The sequence below is a fragment of the Corynebacterium sp. HMSC036E10 genome (assembly GCF_001836265.1).
GTDB lineage: Bacteria > Actinomycetota > Actinomycetes > Mycobacteriales > Mycobacteriaceae > Corynebacterium > Corynebacterium coyleae.
Map to the genome: position 1 here is coordinate 15,270 of NZ_KV827992.1, position 24,370 is coordinate 39,639.

Here is a 24,370-nt window from a genome sequence, read left to right on the forward strand (position 1 = left end):
CGGTGCATGTTAAGGCAAACCGGCGGAGAGTTCCCCTTCTACCAGCGCTTTTTCGCCTTCAAAGTACGTCAGTTTCACAATCCCGGGCTCTTGCTTTTCGACGACCCACCGCCCCGAACCATCCCCACACGGCTTCGTCAACGGCACCGACGCACCGTCCTCACCGATCAGTGCGGTGCATCCGGTCAACGGATACGTCACCGACGCGGTCCCACCACCGAAGGTTGCCACCGCTGGCCAGGCCTTCACTTTCGCGTTGTCCTCCAGGCTGTTCAGGGTGCCGGTGTAGGTGCCGGTGGGGGAGGTGGAGTCGTCGTCACGCAACTGCGGTTGTGCCGTCACCGTGACGGTTTCGGGCACCTCGTTGGTCGGCTCCGGCTTCGGGTTGGCGTACCAATATGCCGCAGCGAGCGCGACGCCGATCACGGCGACAATCAGCGCGAGCACACCACCGACGACCCACGGCTTGTTCGGGCCACCGGCAGTGCGAAGCTCGGAGAAAGAATCAGGCATGAAAAAGCCCCCAGCATGTTGAAGTGAAGTGCTGGGGGCAGATTCTAGCTAGGTGCGAGCTACGGCCTAGTTTCGGTCGGTGTTGGCCATGGACAGCACATCGAGGCGCTTGTCCAGCTCCTCCTCGGTGAGCTTCTCACCATCGACGAAACCAAGGTCGATGGTGGCCTGACGGATGGTGATGCCCTCCTTGATCGCATGCTTAGCAATCTTGGCTGCGTTCTCGTAACCAATTGCAGAGTTCAGCGGGGTCACGATCGACGGGGAAGACTCGGCAAGCTCGCGCATGTGCTCGACGTTCGGCTCGATGCCGTCGACAAGCCTGGTGGCGAACTGACGGGAAGTGTTCGCCAGCAGGCGGGAGGACTCGAGCACGTTGCGTGCCATCATCGGGATGAACACGTTGAGCTCGAACTGGCCCTGGGTGCCACCGAACGCCACAGCAGCGTCATTGCCGATGACCTGTGCGGAAACCTGAGTTGCGGTCTCGCATAGCACCGGGTTGACCTTGCCCGGCATGATCGAGGAGCCCGGCTGCAGATCCGGCAGGTGGATCTCAGCGAAACCAGCCAGCGGACCCGAGCCCATCAGGCGGATATCGTTCGCAATCTTGTACAGGGAGACCGCCACGGAACGCATCGCGCCGGAGAACTCCACCAGGCTGTCGCGGTTCGCCTGCGCCTCAAAGTGGTTCTTTGCCTCGGAGAGCTCATCCAGGCCGGTGAGCTTCTTGAGCTCCTCGGTAACCTTGCCGCCGAACTCAGCCGGAGTGTTGATGCCGGTGCCCACAGCGGTGCCGCCAATGGCCAGCTCGCCCAGACGGTGCAGGGTCGCCTCGACGCGCTCGACACCCAGCTCGATCTGGCGTGCGTAGCCGGAGAACTCCTGACCCAAGGTGACCGGGGTGGCATCCATCAAGTGGGTGCGGCCCGACTTCACAACCTCGTGCCACTCCTTCGCCTTCTTCTCCAGGGACTCCTGGAGCACCTTCAGCGCCGGGATGAGATCGTTTGCGGCAGCCTCGGTGGCAGCAACGTGAGTAGCGGTCGGGAAGGTGTCGTTAGAGGACTGGCCCATGTTCACATGGTCGTTCGGGTGAACCTCAACACCGTTCGCCTTCGCGATGGACGCGATAACCTCATTGGTGTTCATGTTCGACGACGTGCCGGAACCGGTCTGGAACACATCGATCGGGAACTGGTCGTCGTGCTTGCCGTCCGCAATCTCCTTCGCAGCAGCGATGATCGCGTCCGCCTTCTCAGCGTCCAGCTTGCCCAGGTCCTTGTTCACCTGAGCACACGCAGCCTTCAGCAGACCAAGTGCGCGAATCTGCTGGGCCTCAAGGCCGCGGCCGGAGATTGGGAAGTTCTCCACAGCACGCTGCGTCTGGGCGCGCCAGAGAGCGTCGACGGGCACCTTGACCTCGCCCATCGTGTCATGTTCGATGCGGTATTCCTGATCAGCCATGATTGTCCTTTACTTCTGTCCCATGCACGCCACGCACGCTAAAGTGCGCTCGTGCCTTTCCAAAGATCGATTATGCCCCAGATAACAAAAATGAGGAGCTGTAATGTCTGAAAACCGGACACAAAAGGCCCCCGCATTGAGGGATGCGCTGGTGGCGTTGGCGGCAATGGCCACTATGTACGCCCTTTTGGCGGGACAAGGTCTGCTGTTGGTGCACGCGAATGTGTCCCGCACCGTCGCGATCAGCATGCTGCCCCTTGCGGTTCTCATTGCCATCGTTGTGCCCTTGGTTCTGCTTATCCGCTACATGAAAAGTCGCGGACTCGAGCTGGGGTTTACGCGGCTGGGGAGTCGAGGCTGGCATGTGCTGTGGCAAGTTCCGGCAGTGATCGTCGGGGCCGCTGCGTCGAGCGCTATCGTCGGCTCGCTGATCGGGATGGAACCAGGCGGAGGCTCAACCGCAGATGACTTAGCCAAAGATGCCGGAAGTGTGGCGCCGGTGCTCATCTTGCTTGCCGGTTATCTGCTGCTCGGGCCAGTGATTGAAGAGATTGTGTTCCGCCGTGTGCTCATGGGCTACTTTGACACGCACATGCCGGCAGCAGCGAGCGTGCTGCTCACCTCCGCCATCTTTGCTGCAGCCCATATCGCGCCACCCGTGATCGTCTACACATTCTTCTGCGGCATCGGCCTCGCACTGGTCGCACGGTTCCACGGCGGCATCACTGCGAGTTTCATCGTGCACGTAGCCAACAACTTCGCGGCTAGCGCAGCAGTCATTGGAGCCTTGTTCTAGAACGACAAAGCCCCGCGCTCTTCGCTGAGAAGGCGCGGGGCAGCAGCCAGGGTTCTACTTGGTTGGCTCGGAGTAATCGACCACCGAGTAGTCCTGCAGCTTGGCCAGCTGGTGCTGGGATTCGACGTAGCGCACGGTGCCGGACTTCGAACGCATCACCAGCGAACGGGTGGTGGCGCCAGACTTGCGGTAGGTCACGCCACGCAGCATGTCACCGTTGGTCACGCCGGTAGCGGCGAAGTAGCAGTTATCAGAGGTGACCAGGTCGTTGATGCCAAGGACACGATCCAGGTCGTGGCCAGCGGCGAGTACCTTCTCGCGCTCCTCGTCGGACTGCGGGGCCAGCATGCCCTGAATGTCGCCCCCAAGGCACTTCAGCGCACATGCGGTGACAACACCTTCCGGGGTGCCGCCAATGCCCATAGCGATGTCGATGGAGCTGTTGTCTTGAGCGGCAGCAATTGCGCCGGCAACGTCGCCGTCCATGATGAAGCGAACCTTGGCGCCGGCGGCACGGATCTCCTCGACCAGCTTGTCGTGGCGCGGGCGATCCAACACAACAACCGTGATGTCAGCCGGACGAACGCCCTTCGCCTTGGCAACCGACTTGATGTTGTCCTCTACAGAAGCGGTGATATCAATCGCTCCGACCGCCTCCGGGCCGACAGCAATCTTGTTCATGTAGAACGCGTCCTGCGGGTTGAACATGGAGCCACGGTCTGCAGCAGCAATAACAGAAATCGCGTTCGGGCGGCCCTCTGCCATCAGGCGGGTGCCATCTACCGGGTCAACGGCGATATCCACCGCAGCGCCACGGCCGGTGCCAACCTGCTCGCCGTTGAACAGCATCGGGGCCTCGTCCTTCTCGCCTTCGCCGATCACGATCACGCCGTCCATCTCCACGGAGTTGATCATCTTGCGCATCGCGTTCACGGCGGCGCCGTCGCCCTCGTTCTTCTGTCCGCGACCCACCCAACGACCAGAGGCGAGCGCTGCTGCCTCCGTCACACGGACGAGCTCCATTGCTAGGTTGCGGTCAGGGACAAGATCAGACTGTTCAGTCATCGCGGGGGCCTTCCTCCAGAGGACAAAAATCGACCCCTCTATTCTGGCACTTCCACACGCCGAAGTGTTGGTATCGCCCACCTTTACGGGGGAGAAGCCCGCCCGTTCTGGGGTGCAGGTGGCTCATGACATACTGAAACGCGTGGCAAACGACAAGAAACCCCGCATCTTCCAAAACGGCCGAGACATGGCAATCAACGCCGTGCTCATTGTGGTGCTCATGCTCGTCGCTGTCGGCGCGACCGGGCTGTGCTCCTTCAACCCCGGCGCCCCCGAATCCGGCCCCGTGCAGGAGGTCGACGCAGAAGCGTTCCTCGACCTCGAGGCGCGTGCGGTGAACTACCCGGTGCGCTACCCGCAGATGCCAGAAGGCTGGACCACCAACTCGGCGCGCCGCAGCATGCTTGCCGGCAACTCGGCACCCGTCGTCGGGTGGGTCACCCCGAACCGTGGCTACCTGCAACTCACCCAGACTGGCGTCGATAAGGATGCGGCGCTCCAAGCCTCCAACACCGACAACCGTATGCTCGATCGCACAGTGCGTATCGACGACACCGACGTCGAGGTCTACACCAGCGACGAACGCGAGGTCCGCGACCTGTGGATTGTGGACGCCGGCGACGCACGCTTCGTCGTCACCGGCGCAGGCAGCACGGACGAGTTCGAAGAGCTCATCAGCGCAGCGCTGAAGGCTACTCCGATCACACCCCAGTAGCTTCTAGTACTTACTGCTCAGGAGCCTGCCCGCTGACCTGACGGGTGCTGATGGCTTCTTCGACGCGCTTCGAAGCGCCGTCGAGAAGCACCTCGCACCGCTTCGCCAGCGCCTCACCGCGCTCCCAATACTTCAACGACTCGTCCAAACTCATCTGGCCGAGCTCCAAAATCTTCACCGTCTCCACAAGCTCATCGCGAGCCTGCTCGTAGGTCAGCGTCTCCGGGTCCGGGAAAGCATTGTCGTTCGCCTGGCCGGATCCAAACGTGTTGTCTGTCATGAGTGTTCCTTAAACGTTCTTAGTTGACTTCAGCTGGTTGCATTAATCAGCGGGAGTGGTAGACATCGAAGCGGCGGTAATCGAGCCATCGCCGACACGGATACGCAGCTGCGCGCCGGGCTGAGCCTGATCAATAGAGGTCACAACCTCTGCGCCTGAGTGGTCGCGCGGAACCACCTGCACCACGGCGTAACCACGGGCCAAGGTTGCAGAGGGGCCGAGCGCCGACACCTGCGCGCGCAACGCCGAGACCTGCTGGTTCTCACGCTGCAGCACATGGGAAATGTCGCGGCGGATCAACGCCTGGGCGCGCTCCACTTCCTCGCGGCGGCGCGTGATCGCCATCATCGGATCCGCTAGGGCAGGACGGGTGCGAATCGACGCGAGGCCGTTTCGTTCCCGCTGCACCCATCCGCGCAGGGCGGCGGACATGCGGGCACGTGCTTCGTCGATAAGCGCACGCTCCTGCACAACATCCGGCACGGCACGCTTCGCAGCATCGGTCGGGGTGGCGGCGCGAACATCCGCCACATTGTCCAGCACCGGGTTATCCGGCTCGTGGCCAATCGCCGAAATGACAGGTGTGCCAGCGGCCGCCACCGCGCGTTGCAGGGCCTCCTCCGAAAACGGCAACAAGTCCTCAACCGAACCGCCGCCGCGGGCGATGATGATCACTTCCACGTCCGGATCGCGATCCAGCACCTGCAGTGCCTCGATCACCGCAGGCACGGTCGTCGGCCCCTGTACCGGCGTGTTGATGATCTCGAAGTTCACCTGTGGCCAACGTCCCTGCGCCACCGTGACCACGTCACGCTCAGCAGCCGAACCACGCCCCGTGATCAGGCCAACCTTTTTCGGAAGGTAGGGCAGCGGGCGCTTGCGTGCCGGATCGAACAGGCCCTCGGCCGCCAACTGCTTGCGCAACGCCTCAATGCGCGCCAACAGCTCGCCTGCGCCAACGTGGCGGATCTCCGCCACCTTCATCGAAAACGAGCCGCGGCCTTGATAAAACGTCGGCTTACCGTATGCGACCACGCGGTCGCCGTCCTTCAACGGCACAGCCATGCCCGTCAGCAACGACGTCTCCGCCGTCAACTGCACCGACACCTGCTCCTGCGTATCCCGCAACGTCATATACGACAACCGCCACGACGGCTTCGTATTAATCTGCGTGAGCTGGCCTTCAATCCACAGCCAACCCAACCGGTCAATCCAACTCTTCACGGAGTTATTGAGCTTGGCCACAGACCACGGCGATTCCGGCGTGCTCTTCGGCGGCGCCCCTTGCGCTTGTGCCATGCGATGCTCCTTTCTCCCCAGTACTTCTGCCAGGTAAACAGTACCCGGCGGGCACGAATTACCCGCCTACTGTTTTTGACGTAGATTCGTTAGGGTTGGTTCCATGACTGATCAGGGTAAGAAAGTGCTACTCGCGTCCCCACGCGGATACTGTGCAGGCGTGGATCGCGCCGTGGAGACCGTAGAAAAGGCGCTGGAGAAGTACGGCGCCCCCGTCTACGTGCGCAAGGAGATCGTGCACAACAAGTACGTGGTGGAGACGCTGCAGGACCGCGGCGTGATCTTTGTCGACGAAACCGACGAGGTCCCCGAAGGATCCCACCTCGTGTTCTCCGCCCACGGTGTGTCGCCCGCAGTGCGCGAATCCGCCAAGGAGCGCAGCTTGCACACCCTCGATGCATCCTGCCCGCTGGTGACTAAGGTGCACAACGAGGCGAAGCGCTTCGCCCGCGACGGCTACCACATCCTGCTCGTCGGCCACGAAGGCCACGAAGAGGTCGAAGGCACCGCAGGTGAGGCTCCGGACATCCCCCACCTCGTCGACGGCGTCGACGGCGTCGACCGCCTGCCGGACTTCCCGGAGGGGCAGAAGCTGGTGTGGCTGTCCCAGACGACGCTGTCTGTCGACGAGACCATGGAGATCGTCAACAAACTGCACGAGCGTTACCCGAACTTGGAGAACCCGCCGAGCGACGACATTTGTTACGCCACCCAAAACCGCCAGGCCGCGGTGAAGAAGATCGCGCCGCAAAGTGACCTGGTCATCGTGGTCGGCTCCCAGAACTCGTCCAACTCGAAGCGCCTCGTCGAGGTCGCGCTCGAGGCCGGCGCGCAGGAGTCCCACCTGGTCGATTACGCCCACCAAGTCGACGATGCCTGGTTCGAGGGTGTCAACACCGTTGGCGTGACCTCTGGCGCCTCGGTGCCGGACATCCTCGTGCGCGAACTGCTCGACTATCTGGGGGAGAAGGGCTACGGCGACGTGGAAGAGATCACCACCACCGTGGAGACCATCACCTTCTCGCTGCCGCGCGAACTGCGCCTGCCGCGCCGCGAGGCACCGCTCGAGGCATAAACCCCGCCGAGAACGACCAAAGGCCTTGCCCCGTTGACATCGGGACAAGGCCTTTAGCCTTTGTACAAGTCCTCGCCGAGGCGGTGAACCGCACGTGAAGAACCACCGGTTTCTCCGGATCTACGCGAGCCACTCGCATTTGCCTTGCGACGACGCGCCCCCTCCGACTTCGCCCGCTCCAACAACTCCTGCACAGGAACCGACCGAGCCTGCTCGCGAGCCCTCCGCCCTTGAGAATTTGTGCGACGGTTGCTGCGGTTCTGCGAGGTCCGCTGGGCGGTTTCGCGTCGGCGAATCGCATCGTTTTGCCGACGGATCAGTCGCAGCCGCACCGCAGCGATAAGCAGCGAGCCCGCGGTGGTGAAAAACAGCACCGGGAAGTACTCCGCCACCGGGTACGCGATACCGAGCAGTGCAGTCTTAGCGCTCGCGCCGCCAGCCGACAGGCTCTCGCGCGACATGAAGTAACCCGTGGCCACCAGCGCGGCGACAAACATTAATGGTGCGCTCGTCACCGTCAGGGAAAGCCCCTTCGGGTTCACCAACGTGGTCACCACGATGACCGCGAGGGCATACAGCGCAAGAAACGGCCACGAAATTACACCTGCGGACAGCGACAGCAGCACGCCGGTGAACAGGGCGGCGAACACGATGCCGAGGCCAGACCCCGTCGGCAACCCAACAAAGGTGGCGGACGTAGGGGAATGGCTCCGGCTCGAAAGATGTGACACGCTGACGCAGCTTACCTGTCATTGTCCTCCGCCATGTGCCGGGCACGCGTTGAAACCGGATTCAGCTCGGGCGCCTGCTCCCGCCGTACGGGAACGTTGGCCTCCTCAAGCTTGCGGGCCGTCACCATTACGCGGGAATCCATCGACGCCAACGTGGCGTTGTATGCCTCAACTGCCTTCTCCAATGAGGCGCCGACTTTGTTGTAGTGGCGGGCCATCGTCGATAAACGCTGATGCAGTTCCGCACCGAGGCGCTGCACCTCCTTCGCGGACGCGTTGATAGCTTCCTTCCGCCACCCCAGCGCCACTGTGCGTAGCAGCGCAAACAGTGTGGTCGGGGTGGCGATGACCACGTCGCGCGAAAACGCATAGTCAAGCAGTTCCGGATCGAGCCCGAGCGCGGCATCCAAAAACGGGTCAGCTGGCACAAACAACACGACGAACTCCGGGGTCGGCTGAAACGCGTTGATGTAGGTCTTGTTTGACAACGTATCCACATGCGAACGCAGCAAATGCGCATGGCGGCGCAGGTGGGCCTCGTGTTCCTCAGGATCGTCTGTGTTCAGCGCGTCGAGGTAAGAGCCGAACGGAACTTTCGCGTCCACCACGATGTTTCGGCCCTGGGTGAGGCGGATGATCATGTCGGGGCGGACCCGGGTGTCGTCGATACGCATGTGCGCCTGCGTATCAAAGTCGACATGTTCGAGCATGCCTCCGAGCTCCACGACGCGCTCCAGCTGCATCTCGCCCCAACGCCCGCGCGTCTGCGGGGAGCGCAGCGCAGTGATGAGTTGATCGGTGCGGTCACCGAGGCGCGCGGAGGTGCGCCCGATCGCCTGCACCTGCCCTGCGATTGCCGACGACGCCACCGCCTGCTGCTTATCCATCGCATCAAGCTGCTCACGCATGTCCTTCAACGCGCGAGCGACGGGGCGTAGATCCTGCGGCGGAGCTGGCTGTGGGGCAGAACGACGAAACCACGCCACGCCGGTGAACACCCCGACGATAAACCCGGCGAGGAGACCCGTTGCAAGGATGAGAAAGACCGTGGAGGTTTGCATGCCGGAGATCTAACCACCCCGGCACGACACACTACTCGTCGGGTTCGCTTTTATGTTCGAACTCCCTGCGGCGCAAGATGGTGCGATTGCCTACCTCGCGCAACTTCTTCAAGCTGTTCGACGCGAAGTGGGGCGACTCCTTGTCCTCATCACCTTCTTGCACGTCCTCTTCGGGGGTCTGCGGAGCGTTCACCCAGTCACGCTCGCCACGCCACGCCTCGCGCTTGTGTACAGACTCGGCCTCGTCGATTTCCGCAATGAGCTTGCCTTCCGGAGTGGCGAAGGTGAGGTCCTCGGCACGGACCTCGCCGGCGTTGATGCGCAGGATATCCAGCACGTAGCGGTACACCACAGCAATCATCGCCGCCGCTGGTACCGCGAGGAAGCCGCCCATGAGGCCGAAGAGGCCGCCGCCGACGGTCACGGAGATCAGCACGATCACCGGGTGCAGGTTCATCGCCTTGGACTGCAGCAGGGGAGAGAGCACGTTGCCCTCAAGCTGCTGGGTGGCCAGGACGATGCCGAGCACGATCAGGGCCTTGGTGAACCCGAGCGTGACCAGTGCGATCAGGACCGCCAGCGCGCCCGCGACCACCGCACCGACGATCGGGATGAAGCCTGCAACGAACGTAATAATCGCAAGCGTGAACGCCATGGGAACGCCGACGATGGCAATGCCGATGCCGATCACCAGCGCATCGATGAGGGAACACACCGCCTGCGCCCTGATGAAGCCCGACAGGGTGTTCCAAGCGCGGGTCAACAGTTCCGTGAAGTGGAGTCCCGTGCGTCCGCCCGTCGCGCCGCGCAGCCACGGCAGGAAGCGGTGGCCGTCCTTCAGGAAGAAGAAGGTCAGCACGAACAGCACCATCAGCGTCACCGACAGGCCTGCCGCGGTGTTGATGCCGGAGAACACGCCACCGGCGATGGCGCCGGCCTGGTTCTGGACCCACCGCGTGATTTCGTCGACACCCTCGTTCAGGTTCTCCGGATTCACGTTCAGCGGTGGACCCTGCGCCCACAACTGCAGGCGCTGCACACCCTCGAGCGCCTGGATGTACAGCAGCCGCGATTGGCCCACAATATCGGGGGCGACGATCATGCCGAGGGCTGCCAGCACGCCGAAGAACAGCAACATGGTCACCATGGCCGCGATGCCGTCGGTGAACTTATGGTTGCGCAGCCAGCTCGCAACCGGGGCAAGCACCGTGCACACAATCAGCGCGAGCACCGCAGGCAACACGCCGACCCAAAAGGCGCCGATGAGCTTGCCGATTGCGAAGAAAAACAGCGCGATGACCAGCAGGCGCAGCGTAAACTTCGCCCCGGAGGAAACCCAGGCGTTAAACACCACGATGCGATCGACGCGGTCGTCGCGCTTGTCTGCAGTCTGATTCGGAGCGGTCACGCGAACTATTGTGCCCCACTGCACATTGCTTTGCGACGAACCCCTCACAACCAGCGCCACAACGTGGGATAGGATGGAGCGCCGTGAGCCTTACTCTTGGAATTGTCGGTCTGCCCAACGTCGGTAAATCCACCTTGTTTAATGCGCTGACGCGCAACGAGGTGCTTGCCGCTAACTACCCGTTCGCCACCATCGAGCCGAACATCGGCCTGGTGGAGCTGCCGGATCCGCGCCTGGATCGGCTGGCGGAGATCTTCGACTCGGAGCGCGTGCTGCCAGCAACCGTGTCCTTCGTGGACATCGCCGGCATCGTCAAGGGCGCGTCCGAGGGCGAGGGCATGGGTAACGCCTTCTTGGCCAACATCCGTGAGGCGGACGCGATCTGCCAGGTGGTGCGTGCGTTTTCCGACGACAACGTCATCCACGTCGACGGCCAGGTCAACCCGTCCTCGGACATCGACGTGATTAACACCGAGCTGATCCTCGCGGACCTGCAGACCATCGAAAAGGCCCTGCCACGCCTGGAGAAGGAAGGCCGCAAGGACAAGGACGTCGCCGACCAGGCCGAGGAGGCTAAGAAGGCCCAGGCCATTCTCGAAGACGGCCGCACCCTCTTCGCCGCCTCCAAGACCGGCGATATCGACCTGGCACTGCTGCACCACCTGCACCTGATGACCGCCAAGCCGTTCCTCTACGTCTTCAACTCCGACGAAGCCGTGCTGACCGACGAGGCGAAGAAACAGGAACTGCGCGAACTCGTCGCCCCGGCCGAGGCTGTGTTCCTCGACGCCCAGACCGAAACCGAGCTGCTCGAACTTGACGACGAAGACGCAGCCGAGCTCCTCGCCGCCGTCGGCCAAAACGAACCAGGTTTGAAGACCCTGGCCAAGGCCGGCTTTGACACCCTCGGCCTGCAGACCTACCTCACCGCAGGCCCGAAGGAGGCTCGCGCCTGGACCATCCACAAGGGAGACACCGCCCCGAAGGCCGCAGGCGTGATCCACTCCGACTTTGAAAAGGGTTTCATCAAGGCCGAGATCGTCGGCTTCGAAGACCTGGACGCGCTCGGCTCCATGGCCGAGGCCCGCGCCGCCGGCAAGGTCCGCCAGGAAGGCAAGGACTACGTCATGGTCGACGGCGACGTGGTCGAGTTTCGTTTCAATGTAACCTAAATACGCTATGAATAGCGTATGACTACACGCGCTGCTATTTACCTCCGTATCTCGTTAGATGCTGCCATGGACGGCCTCGCCATCGACCGGCAGCGTCAGGACTGCGAAGCCCTCGCCGAGCAACGCGGCTGGGACGTCGTGCATACCTACGTCGATCAATCGATCTCTGCATCAAAGAAGGACGTGGACCGTCCCGACGAATCGGTGCCATACTTCGACTGTGACCGTCAACGGCAGAACGCAACGAAGCATCAACACCCGCGGCGGCCAGAAGTCGATCGCCGAGCTTTCGGCAACGAATTTGCCGGGCACTAAGGACAGCTACTACTACAACTTCTGCTAGAACTCATGCGCATTCGACCCCTAGTACTTGGGCTTTTGAGCCTACTTCTTGCTGCAGTCATCGCGACTACTGGGTGGCTGCTGACAGCCCTGGTTGACTCCACCAAGCCCTTGTCCTTAGGGGTCGAATCAACCTTTAGTCTTGACTACGTCGAGCCTAAGACTTCACTCGCGGAGGAACTTGAGTCAGACTACGCACCGACGGTAATCCGTAACTCACTGGTTTCATTGGCCGAGCAGAACGGCTACTCCATCTACCGGCTGACTGGCACCGATGACGCAAGCGGGACTTCCCACGAGGTTTTCATCCCGCTGGAGCAAAATTATCCAGCACCGGAACGCATTCCCCGGCTCAACCGGCCGGATGCCTTGAGCCAAGCGTCCAGTGAGCTTGGGTCGCTGGATTACCACGGTGACTACGTCTTGGTTCCCAAAGCAACGGGTGGCAATGCGAACCACTTCTACGAATCGGCCAGGAATGACGGGCTCAGGCTAAGCGAAAAGACGCAGTTCCTTCACCTCATCCAATCGGTCGTATTCCGCCTGCCCGCGTTGGTGGCGATCCTGTTTCTATTTGTCGTTTCCCTTTTTGCCCTGGTATTTGTTCTTCGGGTTTCCGGTCTTAGATTGGCAGCGCTGCGCACAATAAATGGCGGGCACCGCAGTCAAAAAGGCAATTGGCGGCAATGGGCCTTTGTCATCCTCCCACACCTAGTTCTCATTGGCCTTGCGAGTACATTCCTCGCCCGCCAAGGAAGCTATTCTTTTGCTTTCCTGTTCCTCAGGTTCTACGCCGCCGGGATAGGCTTGGCCCTGGCCACCACCGGTTTGGCCGTAGCCGTCACCGCCCCATTGTTGCGCCGCGCAGTAGCGCTGCTGGGGCAGCGTGCCCCCGCAGAGAAGGCGGCGGGAAAAGCGCTGAAAGTAATTTCGGTCTTTACCTGCGTGACCTTTGTAGCAGCGGGTCTTAGCTCAGCGGCTGCGCTCCGCTCCTACCAGCAGGAATCCGAGGCCCAGCAGACCTGGAAATCTCTCGCGGAGTTTGGAGCCTTGCATTTTTCAGCCAACTTCGACGGCCCTGCTGGCCGCGCGGAAGGAGGCGAGCTCTTGCCGCCCAGTGTGCAGCAGAACTTCCGCGACTTCGCGCTCAGCTGGGAACGGGAGCACGGGGCTGTCCTCAGCCATACTTTGCCGAAAGAAGGTACCGGTGTGCCGGACTCCTGCCCCGTGGCACTTGCTAACCGCCAATGGCACGATCTGCAGGATTATCAGTTCCGTCCCGGAGACGACAACCACTCGGTCGACTATTCCGCAGCCCAAGAGCATTTCGCAGCTTCCGTGGATCTGTGGGCTCAGGAATCCGGCGACCTGCTCCTTAAGTCTGCGCAAATTGGTCCGGTCAGTGCCGATCATGCGGTCGGATTCATTAGTGGAACAATGTCGGGGGAACTGGTTCCCGGCGATTGTTTTTACGTGCTTGAAACGGACGATCTATCCGGCTTCGACGCAGACTTCCTAAGCTCCACAGCTTCGAGTGAAAATTTGCTCTTCGCGGATTTCTCGGAACTGGGTCCAGAACTTACCGCTGCCGGCCTCGAAGGCTACGTGTACCCGGTACGCGCGGCCGATCGCGGTCTGGCCGAACTAGTAGCCAGCACGGCGCTGTTCTGGCTGAATATCCTGAGCGTCCTCGGAGCTTTGCTCGCCACGCTTGCGGCCTTGATAGTCCAGGCGCGCATCCAGCTCCGAGTTCACCGTCGCCTCCTGGTACTCCTCCACAGCGCTGGGCAATCACCGGACAAAACGATGTGGCGACTATTCAAAAGCCAACTGGTCAGCCTGACAGTTGTCGTCATATTGTCCGTCCTGGCTCCGCTACTGCTTCCCAACCCGTTCCTCTACACCTTCACCGCGCTAAGCTGCCTTGTCTTAATCGTCTACCTCGGTTTTGCCCGTCTCAGTATTTCTCAGCACATGTCCGCCTCCCCTAGGAGTCACAATGTCATTGGCTAGCCCCAATCAGTCCCCCACTCTGCCGCCGGAGATTTCCACCTCTCATCTCTGTCTCGCCGCGGAGTCGACTTTTTCTGTGGGGCGCAGCACGCGGATGGTGAAGAAGTCCCTCGTGGAAAATGCAACGTTTTCCCTACCCGGGCCAGGCTTTGTCGCCATCTGTGGAGCCAGCGGTTCCGGAAAGACTTTGCTGCTCAACACCTTGGCCGGGCTCCTGCCGCCGGCGGACGGCCTCCTCCGGATAGACGGTGAGAATGCCTCCGCGTGGAGGATGAAGCGGAGGCGGAGATTCTGGCGAGAACGCGCAGCGATAATCCACCAAGACCACGGAATCATTCCCGAACTAAGCTGCGAAGATAACCTCACCCTCGGACTATCCAGGAAGCAATACTCCAAAGAAGAATTGCTGCACTCCCTCGGCGAAGTCGGTCTTGATGTCCCCTTCGACGGGCCGGCAGCTATTCTCAGCGGAGGCGAGCAGCAGCGGCTGGCGATCGCCCGAGCCCTGCTCCGCGGCGCGGCTTATGTGTTCGCTGACGAGCCGACCGCCTCCCTCGACCCCACTAACCGCGACCAAGTTATCGCGCTCCTGCGGCGAGCTGCGGACGGGGGCGCACTCGTTCTGGCCGCCACGCACGATGCCGCAGTTATTGCTGCCGCTGACAGCACCTTGCGCATCAATGATCGCCAGGTCACAGTCTCCGGCTCTGCGCGGGATTAAATCGCGATGCCCGCGGCCTTGGCCACCTTCCGGTACCCGGCCGCATGGTCCGCGACGCTGGCGTGGGCGTTGAGTCCGCTGGGGTTGTCGAGCACGGGCCTGACCCCCGGAAAGTAGACACGTCGGGGGTTAGCTATGCTGCTTGGGCCAGCGTAGCTGATGTGAGTGCTTCGAAGTCATTGGGGGCTAGAAAGTTGCACCAGGAGTGCCGTCTGCGGGTGTTGTAGCGCATGCACCACCGGAAGACTTCTTGGCGACTGATGTCGAAGTGGTCGGGTTTTAAGTTCAATGTTAGCTAAGGGCCTTATTAAAAGCGTTTGGCAACACGCGCTCCTATTTACCTTCGTATCTCGCGAGACGCTGACGTGGATGGCCTCACCATCGACCGGCAGCGTCAGGACTGTGAAGCCATTGCAAAGCAGCGTGGCTTGGACGTTGGACATAGGACATAACTACGTCGATCAGTCCATTTCCGCGTCAAAGAAGAATGTGGCTCGCCCCGACTACGACGCCATGGTGGCATCCTTTGAACGCGGCGAAATCGACGCGATCATCTGCTGGGACCTCGAACTACCCGCCCCACGTCGGTGGGTAGTCCGATCAGTCGGACAAAACTACTCCCGCACCACAGCGTAATAAGGGGTGCACCTTAAAAACATCCGGAGGTGGGGGTAACTCCCCCTCGTTGCCCAGAGACAAAATACGCCAGTGGCGTCTGTACGACGAGCCGAAGGTAGGACAAATTCCAATCCAGAGAGGTCTTGCACTGTTGCGGTGCGGTTGTCTTCTTTCTCACCGTATTGGACCCTGCGAAATTAATTGGATACGATAGGCCCATGTTGATTTCAGGTTCCGTTTTCATGCGGCCGCTCACCAGCCGCTAAGGCGGTTTTCTCCCTCCCGCAGGTTAGAAACCGCTCCGGTCCTTTAGCCGGGCGGCCATTTGCCATGCCCGGCTCCGTTTCAACTCCACGGAGCACACCTGATGTCTACATACGGATACGGCCGTCACGAACATGGCCAAAATTTTCTCACAGACCACAAGATCATCAACTCCATCGTCGATCTTGTAAAACAAACCTCCGGCCCCATCATTGAGATCGGGCCAGGAAGCGGTGCCCTCACCCACCCGATATCCCACTTGGGGAGGGCAATAACGGCAGTTGAGGTAGACGCAAAACTAGCTGCCAAACTCACAAAAAAGACCGCCTCGGCGTCGGTCGAAGTGGTCCATGATGATTTCCTCAACTTCCCGTTACCCGCCACTCCCTGCGTCATTGTGGGAAACATTCCCTTTCACCTCACCACTGCCATTCTTCGAAAGTTGTTGCATGCGCCGGCATGGACTGACGCTGTACTCCTCATGCAGTGGGAAGTCGCTCGCCGCCGGGCCGGGGTAGGTGCAAGCACGATGATGACAGCTCAGTGGTCCCCATGGTTCACGTTTCACCTTGGTTCCCGAGTACCAAGGTTTGCTTTCCGGCCACAGCCAAACGTTGACGGGGGGATCTTAGTGATCCGCCGGGTGGGTGACCCGAAGATCCCGATAGAGCAACGCAAAGCCTTTCAGGCGATGGTGCACACCGTTTTCACCGCCCGGGGACGCGGGATAGGGGAAATTCTCCGAAGGGCAGGGTTGTTTTCATCACGTTCAGAGACACAATCATGGTTGCGCTCGCGAGGAATCGACCCCGCAACCCTACCTCCCAGATTGCACACCAGCGACTGGATCGATCTCTTCCAGGTGACTGGTTCCTCTTCACCGCGCCATCGGCCCATTTCACAATCGGGAAGTAGTCAACGCCCTCCTCAACGGAAAAATCGAGGCCGGCGGCGGTAATCCCCCCACCACCAAAACCGAAATCCACCAGTAGTAGTGAACGACCCATGTTCGTCTACCGTGAGCCGCGTTATGGCAGTGACGTGTTCTCGTCGGGCACAGTCATAGTTCCCGGCGTTGCCAGCGACAGGGTTCTACACCCAGCAGCGGGACCGATCAAAATCACCCGCACGGGGAACGACCCTGCTGGTGGTTTCGATTTTGATGAAAGCGAGGAGACATAGCCCCTCGCCAACTCCCCGTAGCTGGCGAACAGTAGCTCCTGGCGCTGGCGCTCGTTGGTGAGTTTGCGTGCCACATCGAAAGCCTTATCGACTTCCCGGTCCAAGTTGTTGTGAGCCTTGAGCAGAATTGGGTCCATCGATAACGGGTTGTAGTGCTCCGCGAGTGACCGCTGGGGGTGCCGCTCGCGTGCCCGCAGCACCAACTGTCCAGCGTCGATGATTCGCTGCTGCGCCTTCTCATCTAGTTCACACAGAGCTGGTCCGCAGTTGTAGCTCCCGATGTACTCCGAAAAACGGAAAAAAAAATAGTGGGGATACATCAACCTTCCACTTTCCATTCTTCCGGCTCAGAGTATTGAGGGGTCTGGGACCGGGTCCGTAAACCCTTTATGTTTTTCGCGCACAGCGGTTTTTAGCGACGCACCCTATAGGTTTTCCGCAGAACTTATATGTGTTTCTGTGCACCCCATATGTTGTCTGTTTTAGCGGTATTTCGTTGTTAATTCCGCACGCGCGCATCAAATGGTTATTTATCGACGACACTCCGTCGAGTTCAAGTTCAACGTGTAGTGCTTAACCTCTGCGATGAACTCTTTGATCCCGGGACGTGATGAAGACTGGGGCTATTGTGCTCCCCCGAACGCTACGGCCCGGGGGCACGAGGCTGTGTCGCAGGTGCAGGCGAGAGGACCACTAGCGAAACACAGACCGCTGAGTCGACGCAGTCACGGTAAAGACGGAGCCGTCTAGGCGGTGCTCGAGGTTGCGCGGGATACGGTGACGCTGGGCGTCGGTAAGCGATGCGCATTCCGCGACATCGATGGAAAGCTGGACTTTGCCGTCCGTCGTGTTGACGCCCTGGCCGCCCGGAGTCGACGATTTCGCGAAACGCTCCGCGAGATCGGCGGCGATGACCGCACCGTCGGGGATCCCCGGGCCGGGCGCAATGGTCATGTCGTTCATGCCGCCCAGCCTAGGTGCCCACAACCCTTTCTCGTCTCGGCGGAAGCGGAGACCGCGTCGCGACGGCCGGGATCCAGCCTCAGTATTATCCTCGTCACCGGGTGATTCGAACGCTTTTGGCTCCTCCTTCTCCCGTCGGGCTTCGATTTCAGCGGCCTCCGCAGGTGGCAGTGATCGCTGGATCCGCTCGAACTACCGGTTCCGATCAGCGGTCGAAGGATTTTCGCAGCAGCCGGACCTGCGGCGCCGGTGCCGCCGCCGTAGCCTGACGAGCATCCCCGCCATGACGGCCATCACGACGGCGGTCCCGGCACCGATGATCCAGGGATTACCGAGGAGCCCACCGACGCCTGCGAGTGCTCCGCCCGCCGCGATGAACGGCAGGCCGCAGCAGAGCAGCGACGGAAGCGCGCAGCATGCCAGCAAGAGCAGCCCGGTCACTGCAGCGACGACGGGACCGGCGCGCCATTCGTCGCGGTCCTGATCGGCGCTCATCGTCTGCTTCAGGATGAGATCTCCCCGATTGCCTGCGTTGCCGTTCATGCGCAGCACGACAGCAGCGACGGGTCGGTGGTGAAGGCCTTCGCGGCGATCCGGATGCCCTCGGCCATGGTCAGGTAGGGGGCCCAGGCGTTGGCGACCTCGGCGACGGTCCTGCCGAGCACGTGGACGCCTGCGGCGGCGAGCTCCCCGGCGTCCTTGGCGACGGCGGTCAGGCCGAGGATCTCTTTCGTCTCGGCGTTCACGACGATCTTGATGAACCCGCGGGTGTCGCGGTTGACCAAGGCGCGGGGCACGTGGTGCAGGGGCAGGACGCGGCAGTCGCAGCGGATCCCCGCGGCGAGGACGTCCTTCTCGGTCATCCCGACCGCGCCGATCGCGGGCCCGGTGAACGTCACCCGCGGCAGGCGGGCGTAGTCGACGGACCGGTCGGCGTCGGCGAACGCGTTCTCGGCGACGAGGGTGCCGTGGTGGGCGGCGACGTAGACGAACTCGGGGTGCCCGGTCACGTCGCCCGCGGCCCAGACCCGCGGGTTCGAGGACTGCAGCCGGTCGGAGACGACCACCTCGCCGGAGTCTCCGGTATTCACCCCGACCGCATCGAGGTTCAGGCCATCGGTGACGGGACGGCGTCCGAGGGCGACCAGGACCTGGTCGGCGCGGAACTCCTGCGAGCCACCGGACAAGGCGGCGGTCACGACGGCCTCGCCTCCCGTGCCGCGGGAGACCCGGGTGGGCACTGCGCGGCTGACGACGCGGATGCCCCCGTCGGCGAACACCTCCTGGAGCGCCTTCGACACCTCCGGCTCCTCCTTCGAGGCGAGCCGGGACCGCACGAGCAGCGTGACCTGCGAGCCGAGGCGGGCGAACAGCTGCGCCTGCTCCAGGGCGACGTAGCCGCCGCCGAGCACCAGCAGCGACTCGGGGACCTCCGTCAGCTCCATCGCCGTGGTCGAGGTCAGGTATCCGGTCTCCTTCAGGCCGTCGATCGGCGGTGCCCACGGGCGAGAACCAGTCGCGACCAGGTAGTGGTGGGCCTCGATGGTCTCGACGCTTCCGTCGGATCCGGCAACATCGAGAACCGGCGCATCAGGGGTGCCCACGAACGAGGCGTCGCCGCGGAGGACCTGCCAGCCGTAGGAGTCGGCGACGTCGGCGTACTTCTCGCCGCGCAGCGACTCCACCAACGCTTGCTTCCCAGCGATCAGCGCGGGCATGTCGACGGGATCCGCCGTCGTCGCGATCCCGGGGAACCGGGTTGCGGCATCGACCGCGACGTGCCGCGCGCCGGCCGCGGCAATGAGCGCCTTCGACGGGACGCAGCCCGTGTTCACGCAGGTGCCGCCGAGCGTCCCGCGCTCGATCATCACCACCGACTTCCCGAGCGTGCTGGCGCGGATCGCAGCGGCGAACGCGCCGCCTCCCGATCCGATGATGGCGAGATCGTACTTCGTAGGCATCGCTACTCCTGTCAACTCTTGGCTTTCTGCTCTGTCTCAGCCATACTGGACCTTCCAGTGCAGGGGAAGGTCAAGCGCGGCCACGGAGGGAGACAGCAATGTGGATCGGAGAACTCGCCGAGAGGGCGGGCACTACCGCGAAGACCCTTCGCTTCTACGAGGAACAGGGCCTTCTGCCCCCGACCGAGCGCACGCCGTCCGGATACCGCGACTACGCGCCCGAGACGGTCGCTCGGATCGACTTCATCCACCGCGGCCAGGCCGCGGGTCTCACTCTCGCCCAGATCCGCCAGATCCTCGACATCCGCGACGGCGGCCATGCGCCCTGCGAGCACGTGCGCGACCTGCTTGACGTGCGCCTCGCTGAGATCGAGCAGCAGATCGCGCAGCTCTCCGTGCTGCGCGACACTATCGCGGACCTTAGCCAGGACGCCGCGCACCCGGATCCTGAAACGTGCAGCACCGATCAAGTGTGTAGATACTTGTAGACGGCGGGAGTCAATGACTCAAACGCTACAACCCCGATATGCGCTAGCGCATGTCGATGCCGCCGGTGCCCACCTCGATGATTTTGGTGGTGGCCGCGATAGCACACAGCAGCGGCATCGGGGCGGAGGCCTGCAGTGCGAAGTGGTGGACTCGGAAGGACGCGTTGTTCACGCCGATTTCGTCCCCAGCCTGGGTGATCTCCAGACGAGTCTTGGCGATCTTTTCCGCAGATGGCCCGCACTAGCTGCCGAAGGCGTAATGCCCGAAGCTTAAGAAGCCGAACGCTTTCATTGGATAACACTCCTTTTGATGGTGTTAACAAGAGGGGGTAACTTTGCAACGACATACCGTTGAATTTAAGTTCAATGTGTAGGTTAGCCGAATAAGAAGCTCTGACAGATGGTGGGGTAATCCTGCTCTGACATCTTATTCCAGCTTGGATGCGCTGGGATTAGGACTGGTCACGTGTGAGAAGGTTTCGTGTACAACTAGTGACATGAACTTTTTATTGCTCGGTGGTACCGGTTTCCTTGGAGGACACATTGCGGCGGCAGCAATCGACCGAGGACATCAAGTTACTTGCCTCGCGCGGGGTAACGGGAAGGTTCCCAACGGAGCCGAATTTGTGAGTTCAGACCGTGACCGTGACGGTGCGTACGATGAGGTTGCGGGGAAAACTTGGGACACCATTGTGGATCTGACGAGTCAGCCGAAGCATGCGCGGGATGCGGCGACGAAACTCCAGGCCAAGCATCGTATATTTCTGTCTTCGAGCAGCGTATATGAGGACCAAGGAAGTATTTCTTCCGAGTCTGATTCCGTAGTCACTCCGCTTGAAATTGACTACATGGAGAACATGGGGCAGTACCCGGCCGCAAAGTCTGCTTGCGAAACGATTTATCGCAACATAAATAGGTCGGTAATGGTAGTTCGACCCGGTCTGATCGCCGGCTACGGCGACGAAACAGGGCGCAGTGGTTACTATCCGTGGCGCTTCGCGCATCCCACGGGTGAGAACGTGATCGTCCCAGACCCGGCGTTTCCCGTCGCTATGATTGATGTGAAAGACCTTGCAGACTGGATAGTTGAGTCTGCAGAAGTTGGAACTTTCGGAACCTTTAACGCCACGGGGTTTGCTACTTCCTTGTCCGATGTGTTCAAGATTTCGCGTGAGTTAACCGCATCGGAGGCTACGGAGCGACCTTGCTCTGATGAACTGCTTCTCGCTAATGATGTAACCCCGTGGATGGGCCCAACATCGTTGCCGTTGTGGGTACCAGGTGAACAGTTTCGCAACATCGCGCTACTCGATTGCGCCACAGCCTACGAAGCTGGCCTGCAGATTCGCCCGTTGAAAGAAACATTGGCGGATGCGCTGCGATTCGAAGAAGAACAGCAGGGGGAAAGACTCGCTGGGCTCAGCGATGAAGAGGAAGTCGTGCTTCGCCAGCGGTTAGAAGATGGTATTTAGTTTCGGCAGGAACAGTTTTAGTTGCAGTCGGGACCGTACTACGTTGGGTTTCGTTCCGCGACTGACTGTGAGAATGAGTCCGAATCTGACTTGAGGGGAACTTCGGCGGTGCTAGCTCTTCATGACGCGGAACGATCTAGCCTGCAGAGGCTGCCTTTCCGAGCAGGAAACGCCTTGCGGCACACTTTTCGGCTTCTCGAATCGCTTGCAACTGAGTGAGGTAGCCTTCTTTCGCCACTCCGTGGAGTTCCGTTTCAATAACTAGTGAGATTCGTTGATGATTCTCGTCGAGTGTTGAGTCAGGACTAGTGCCCGGCGCTTTTGCCAGGGACCTACCCGCGTAGTTGTACATCGTCCGTCGTGCGCCGCTCCGCGGTGGGGAGGAGCCCGATGGGGCGCGGGACTATGCCCATGGAGACGTAGGTCGTGTCCGCCTCGGGGTGATGCGCCGCTAGTTCGGCTCGCCTCCACGACAGAACGAGGAGCCGGCGCAACGATCGACGTGGACGACGGCTCCGCCCAAGGGGACTGCTGCACGATCAGGCAACAACTTCAAATTCGTGTCACTAGGCGCCCCCGAACTGTATAGAGTGACGCCTACCGGGAGGGAGATTTGAGTGTCGGAAAGCGGACCAGAGAAGAGACTGAAGTTCTTCGGCCTCAGCGACTACGGAACCTTCTGGCAGGCCGACCGCCTCCTAGAGCTCGTCCGTGAATTCGATGCTACTCGTGGCGATCAAGGCATAAACGACATCGTTGAGTTGCATCATCTCGCGTTGTTCCTAGAACACAAAGTTCTCCCGAAGGACCTGGCCGAAGCAGAGCGAGACGCGCCTCTGGCGCACGTCCCCGAGATCCGGGAAGTCATCGGCAGGTTTTTCGGCAAAGTGACTGACGCCACCTTCTCAACGCTCGTTCAGGACGTTGACTTTCAGTACCGCACAGACGTCCTCGATCTCCTCGGAAAGAACAAGGTCTTCGAGCGCTGCACTGACTCGATCGTGCTTGCTGCACTTCAAGAGCAGAGTTTCCACCCGCACGATCTGCTCTCATGCCAGACACTCGTGCGTGCCTACGACCAGGAGATTCGGGCCCTGCTACTCGATGAGCCGCGCAATGCTGAGCTGCTTGCGCGGAAGTTCCTCCAGTCCGAGGGGCGGGATCCAATCCATCTTCCGAAGAGCTTTACTCCCGCGGATCAGCGTGGCCTGTTTGACCGATATCTCGATGAGGAAGAGCCTAACCTCAACTTCGTCAAGCTGATCGCATCCGCACGAGCTGACAAGAACACCGGCGTCGATGCTCGACTGAAGCTAAAGGCTCGTCGCAAGGCAGATGCGCTCACGAAGAAGATGTTCGAGTCCACGGAGGGGATCAAGACCGGCTGCGAAGTGGGCATCTCGGCCGATCAGGTCGAAGAGGTCGTCCAGTCTTTGGACGGCATGGTTGGCAAGTACTCCTACAGTCGAACCTGGCTCACGGAGAACCTCGACTACCCGACTATCCTGAATAACTTTGTTCACCTGTTCCAGTTCGCCAACGACCACATGCTCCTGGAACTCCCTTCCTACGGAGCGCAACTTGGCGTCTTCGAGCGGTTCATGGGTACGCCGGGCAAGGGCGACTACCGGACGGGGGCGGTGTTCAGGCTCAAGGATCAGGCGTCCTTGCTCCAGACCTTGATGTACGAGCGCTTCCTCAGCTCCGAAGGTATAGAGCTCGAGTTGGTCATCGCTTGGTTCTTCACGGACTACCTTGAGCAGGAGTTCGGTGCCAAGGGGCTGAAGTACCGCGCCTCCAGCCCGACCGCTACCTACCTTGAGAAGAGCCGCCATCTGTTCTCAGAGATGGAGAGCGTCCTCAAGCAGTTCACGCTGCATGTCGACTACGGCGAGGTTGACCCGGAGCTGCTGACAATCACATCGGAGCAGCTTTCCTACGGCGACATCCCGAGTCAGGTTGTGGATAAGTACGCCTACGTTGCCAACAACGCGGACATCCAAGGAATTCAGCACCTGCTCTTCTCGGACCAATCCGGATTGGTGCACATCAGCAGCGATCTGGAGGCAGAGAGCTTCCTCCACTTGGTCATCGCCAATGACATCGCCTACGACCAGTTCCACGAGTACCAACAGCGCAACATCGACTTCCTGGTCGAGAAGGGCATCCTGAACGGAGATCGTGACCGAATTGCGTTTGCAAGCGCGCCACAATTGCATGTGCTCAAGGAACTCTGGGAGTACGAGGTGACGAGCTGTCTCCATCATTCGGCGGCCGGCCAGAAAGCCATTGACGAGATGGTGAGCGCCGGATGGCTGGTGCATCGATCAACGCTGCTCAGCGCCGCGGAGGTCAGCTACTTCAACTACTTCCTTAACGATAAGGAGTTCAGCAACGGACCTAGCCTGCGCAACCGCTACCTCCATGGATCACAGGCAGACGGTGACGACGACCGCGTTCACCGCCACACGTATCTAACAGCGCTCCGCCTACTCGTTGCGCTGGTCATCAAGATCAACGATGACTTCTGCCTGACGGATAACGCCGTGCTCGCGAAGGAATAGGGGCCGACCGCTGGCATGGTCGAGCCCTCTTCAGATCCCTAGTATGTGGCGTCTCAGCCGGGTTCCCTGCCGGCGTGATGGCGCGGTACCTCCTTCGTGGCGTCCTGCAGGCTGACCCACGTCGAGGGTGAGCCTGTGTCCCCTGATCAGTAGCGAGCACTGACCGTGGGGAGGGGGAGCACGTGAACCCTGTGTTCAGA

23 protein-coding genes and 3 pseudogenes are annotated in these 24,370 nt (G+C 61.0%); 12 read left to right on the forward strand and 14 right to left on the reverse strand.

The features are described 5' to 3' along the window. Positions 1–9: 9 nt before the first annotated feature. Together HMPREF2736_RS09365 and HMPREF2736_RS09370 are read right to left on the reverse strand one after the other, a co-directional pair. Positions 10–513, reverse strand: coding sequence for a hypothetical protein (locus HMPREF2736_RS09365; protein WP_070482585.1), 504 nt, complete (start codon positions 511–513; stop codon positions 10–12). Positions 514–579: 66 nt separating this feature from the next. Beyond that, entirely contained in the window at positions 580–1,980 is a 1,401-nt protein-coding gene (locus HMPREF2736_RS09370) for a class II fumarate hydratase (RefSeq protein ID WP_070452579.1), read from the reverse strand. A gap of 103 nt (positions 1,981–2,083) precedes the next feature. Between HMPREF2736_RS09370 and HMPREF2736_RS09375 the strand changes: the two genes are divergently transcribed. Continuing rightward, complete coding sequence (locus HMPREF2736_RS09375; protein ID WP_070829481.1) at positions 2,084–2,776, forward strand: CPBP family intramembrane glutamic endopeptidase; 693 nt, start codon at positions 2,084–2,086, stop codon at positions 2,774–2,776. A 54-nt stretch (positions 2,777–2,830) separates the two neighbouring features. Here HMPREF2736_RS09375 and glpX read toward each other — a convergent pair whose 3' ends face one another. Next, positions 2,831–3,841: a class II fructose-bisphosphatase gene (gene glpX / locus HMPREF2736_RS09380; RefSeq protein ID WP_070452585.1), complete on the reverse strand. Its 1,011-nt coding sequence runs from the start codon at positions 3,839–3,841 to the stop codon at positions 2,831–2,833. Between the two features lie 142 nt (positions 3,842–3,983). Here glpX and HMPREF2736_RS09385 point away from each other — a divergent pair, with 142 nt between their 5' ends. Further along, positions 3,984–4,556 (forward strand): DUF4245 domain-containing protein, encoded by a 573-nt coding sequence (locus HMPREF2736_RS09385; RefSeq protein WP_070452588.1) that lies wholly within the window; start codon positions 3,984–3,986, stop codon positions 4,554–4,556. Positions 4,557–4,566: 10 nt separating this feature from the next. Here HMPREF2736_RS09385 and HMPREF2736_RS09390 read toward each other — a convergent pair whose 3' ends face one another. Together HMPREF2736_RS09390 and xseA are read right to left on the reverse strand one after the other, a co-directional pair. Further along, on the reverse strand, positions 4,567–4,836 hold the full coding sequence (locus tag HMPREF2736_RS09390) for an exodeoxyribonuclease VII small subunit (protein WP_070421676.1): 270 nt from the start codon (positions 4,834–4,836) through the stop codon (positions 4,567–4,569). 42 nt (positions 4,837–4,878) lie between these two features. Beyond that, the gene (xseA, locus tag HMPREF2736_RS09395; protein WP_070829482.1) at positions 4,879–6,135 is read right to left on the reverse strand and encodes an exodeoxyribonuclease VII large subunit; all 1,257 of its coding nucleotides are present in this window, start codon (positions 6,133–6,135) and stop codon (positions 4,879–4,881) included. Between the two features lie 103 nt (positions 6,136–6,238). Here xseA and HMPREF2736_RS09400 point away from each other — a divergent pair, with 103 nt between their 5' ends. Then, positions 6,239–7,210 (forward strand): 4-hydroxy-3-methylbut-2-enyl diphosphate reductase, encoded by a 972-nt coding sequence (locus tag HMPREF2736_RS09400; protein WP_070829483.1) that lies wholly within the window; start codon positions 6,239–6,241, stop codon positions 7,208–7,210. 53 nt (positions 7,211–7,263) lie between these two features. On the opposite strand, the gene HMPREF2736_RS09405 is transcribed toward HMPREF2736_RS09400, so the two are convergent. Genes HMPREF2736_RS09405 through HMPREF2736_RS09415 form a run of 3 tightly spaced genes read right to left on the reverse strand, consistent with a single transcriptional unit; the run spans position 7,264 to position 10,410 of the window. Beyond that, positions 7,264–7,941 (reverse strand): DUF6542 domain-containing protein, encoded by a 678-nt coding sequence (locus tag HMPREF2736_RS09405; RefSeq protein ID WP_180949987.1) that lies wholly within the window; start codon positions 7,939–7,941, stop codon positions 7,264–7,266. An 11-nt stretch (positions 7,942–7,952) separates the two neighbouring features. After that, positions 7,953–9,002 carry a DNA recombination protein RmuC gene (locus HMPREF2736_RS09410; RefSeq protein ID WP_070829484.1) on the reverse strand — a complete coding sequence of 350 codons (1,050 nt, stop codon included), beginning with the start codon at positions 9,000–9,002 and terminating at the stop codon, positions 7,953–7,955. Between the two features lie 31 nt (positions 9,003–9,033). Continuing rightward, on the reverse strand, positions 9,034–10,410 hold the full coding sequence (locus HMPREF2736_RS09415) for an AI-2E family transporter (protein ID WP_070614133.1): 1,377 nt from the start codon (positions 10,408–10,410) through the stop codon (positions 9,034–9,036). An 83-nt stretch (positions 10,411–10,493) separates the two neighbouring features. Between HMPREF2736_RS09415 and ychF the strand changes: the two genes are divergently transcribed. The 4 genes from ychF to HMPREF2736_RS09435 all read left to right on the forward strand — a co-directional run bounded on the left by ychF (position 10,494) and on the right by HMPREF2736_RS09435 (position 14,658). Further along, the gene (gene ychF / locus HMPREF2736_RS09420) at positions 10,494–11,582 is read left to right on the forward strand and encodes a redox-regulated ATPase YchF (protein ID WP_070452600.1); all 1,089 of its coding nucleotides are present in this window, start codon (positions 10,494–10,496) and stop codon (positions 11,580–11,582) included. 18 nt (positions 11,583–11,600) lie between these two features. Continuing rightward, positions 11,601–11,897, forward strand: a complete 297-nt coding sequence (locus HMPREF2736_RS12705; protein WP_070452603.1) for a recombinase family protein — start codon at positions 11,601–11,603, stop codon at positions 11,895–11,897. Positions 11,898–12,152: 255 nt separating this feature from the next. Next, complete coding sequence (locus HMPREF2736_RS09430; protein ID WP_228496378.1) at positions 12,153–13,937, forward strand: hypothetical protein; 1,785 nt, start codon at positions 12,153–12,155, stop codon at positions 13,935–13,937. Continuing rightward, positions 13,924–14,658 (forward strand): ATP-binding cassette domain-containing protein, encoded by a 735-nt coding sequence (locus tag HMPREF2736_RS09435; protein ID WP_016456434.1) that lies wholly within the window; start codon positions 13,924–13,926, stop codon positions 14,656–14,658. The genes HMPREF2736_RS09430 and HMPREF2736_RS09435 overlap by 14 nt, the downstream gene beginning before the upstream one ends. A 133-nt stretch (positions 14,659–14,791) precedes the next feature. Here HMPREF2736_RS09435 and HMPREF2736_RS12710 read toward each other — a convergent pair. Further along, a pseudogene (locus HMPREF2736_RS12710) lies at positions 14,792–14,914 on the reverse strand (IS3 family transposase); the annotation flags it as partial. Between the two features lie 146 nt (positions 14,915–15,060). Here HMPREF2736_RS12710 and HMPREF2736_RS09440 point away from each other — a divergent pair. Continuing rightward, positions 15,061–15,294, forward strand: a complete 234-nt coding sequence (locus HMPREF2736_RS09440; protein ID WP_224784272.1) for a recombinase family protein — start codon at positions 15,061–15,063, stop codon at positions 15,292–15,294. Positions 15,295–15,643: 349 nt separating this feature from the next. After that, complete coding sequence (erm, locus tag HMPREF2736_RS09445) at positions 15,644–16,498, forward strand: 23S ribosomal RNA methyltransferase Erm (protein WP_049172293.1); 855 nt, start codon at positions 15,644–15,646, stop codon at positions 16,496–16,498. Between the two features lie 70 nt (positions 16,499–16,568). On the opposite strand, the gene HMPREF2736_RS12885 is transcribed toward erm, so the two are convergent. From HMPREF2736_RS12885 to merA, 4 genes and pseudogenes are all read right to left on the reverse strand, one after another. Beyond that, complete coding sequence (locus HMPREF2736_RS12885; RefSeq protein ID WP_371326419.1) at positions 16,569–17,060, reverse strand: type IIL restriction-modification enzyme MmeI; 492 nt, start codon at positions 17,058–17,060, stop codon at positions 16,569–16,571. 235 nt (positions 17,061–17,295) lie between these two features. Then, positions 17,296–17,685, reverse strand: a pseudogene (locus tag HMPREF2736_RS09455) (peptide chain release factor I). A 192-nt stretch (positions 17,686–17,877) separates the two neighbouring features. Further along, on the reverse strand, positions 17,878–18,228 hold the full coding sequence (locus tag HMPREF2736_RS09460; RefSeq protein ID WP_005293255.1) for a hypothetical protein: 351 nt from the start codon (positions 18,226–18,228) through the stop codon (positions 17,878–17,880). Further along, a complete protein-coding gene (merA, locus tag HMPREF2736_RS09465) occupies positions 18,225–19,646 on the reverse strand; it encodes a mercury(II) reductase (protein ID WP_070620981.1) in 1,422 nt (473 codons plus the stop codon). Before merA ends, HMPREF2736_RS09460 begins: the two co-directional genes overlap by 4 nt. Positions 19,647–19,744: 98 nt before the next feature. Between merA and HMPREF2736_RS09470 the strand changes: the two genes are divergently transcribed. After that, positions 19,745–20,134 (forward strand): heavy metal-responsive transcriptional regulator, encoded by a 390-nt coding sequence (locus HMPREF2736_RS09470; RefSeq protein WP_005290994.1) that lies wholly within the window; start codon positions 19,745–19,747, stop codon positions 20,132–20,134. 46 nt (positions 20,135–20,180) lie between these two features. Here the strand turns inward: HMPREF2736_RS09470 and HMPREF2736_RS12890 are convergent. Beyond that, positions 20,181–20,426 (reverse strand): annotated as a pseudogene (locus tag HMPREF2736_RS12890) (alkane 1-monooxygenase); the annotation flags it as partial. Positions 20,427–20,631: 205 nt separating this feature from the next. Here HMPREF2736_RS12890 and HMPREF2736_RS09480 point away from each other — a divergent pair. Continuing rightward, positions 20,632–21,606, forward strand: a complete 975-nt coding sequence (locus HMPREF2736_RS09480) for an NAD-dependent epimerase/dehydratase family protein (protein WP_070829485.1) — start codon at positions 20,632–20,634, stop codon at positions 21,604–21,606. A gap of 617 nt (positions 21,607–22,223) precedes the next feature. After that, complete coding sequence (locus tag HMPREF2736_RS09485; protein WP_070829486.1) at positions 22,224–24,170, forward strand: hypothetical protein; 1,947 nt, start codon at positions 22,224–22,226, stop codon at positions 24,168–24,170. Positions 24,171–24,370: the final 200 nt, after the last annotated feature.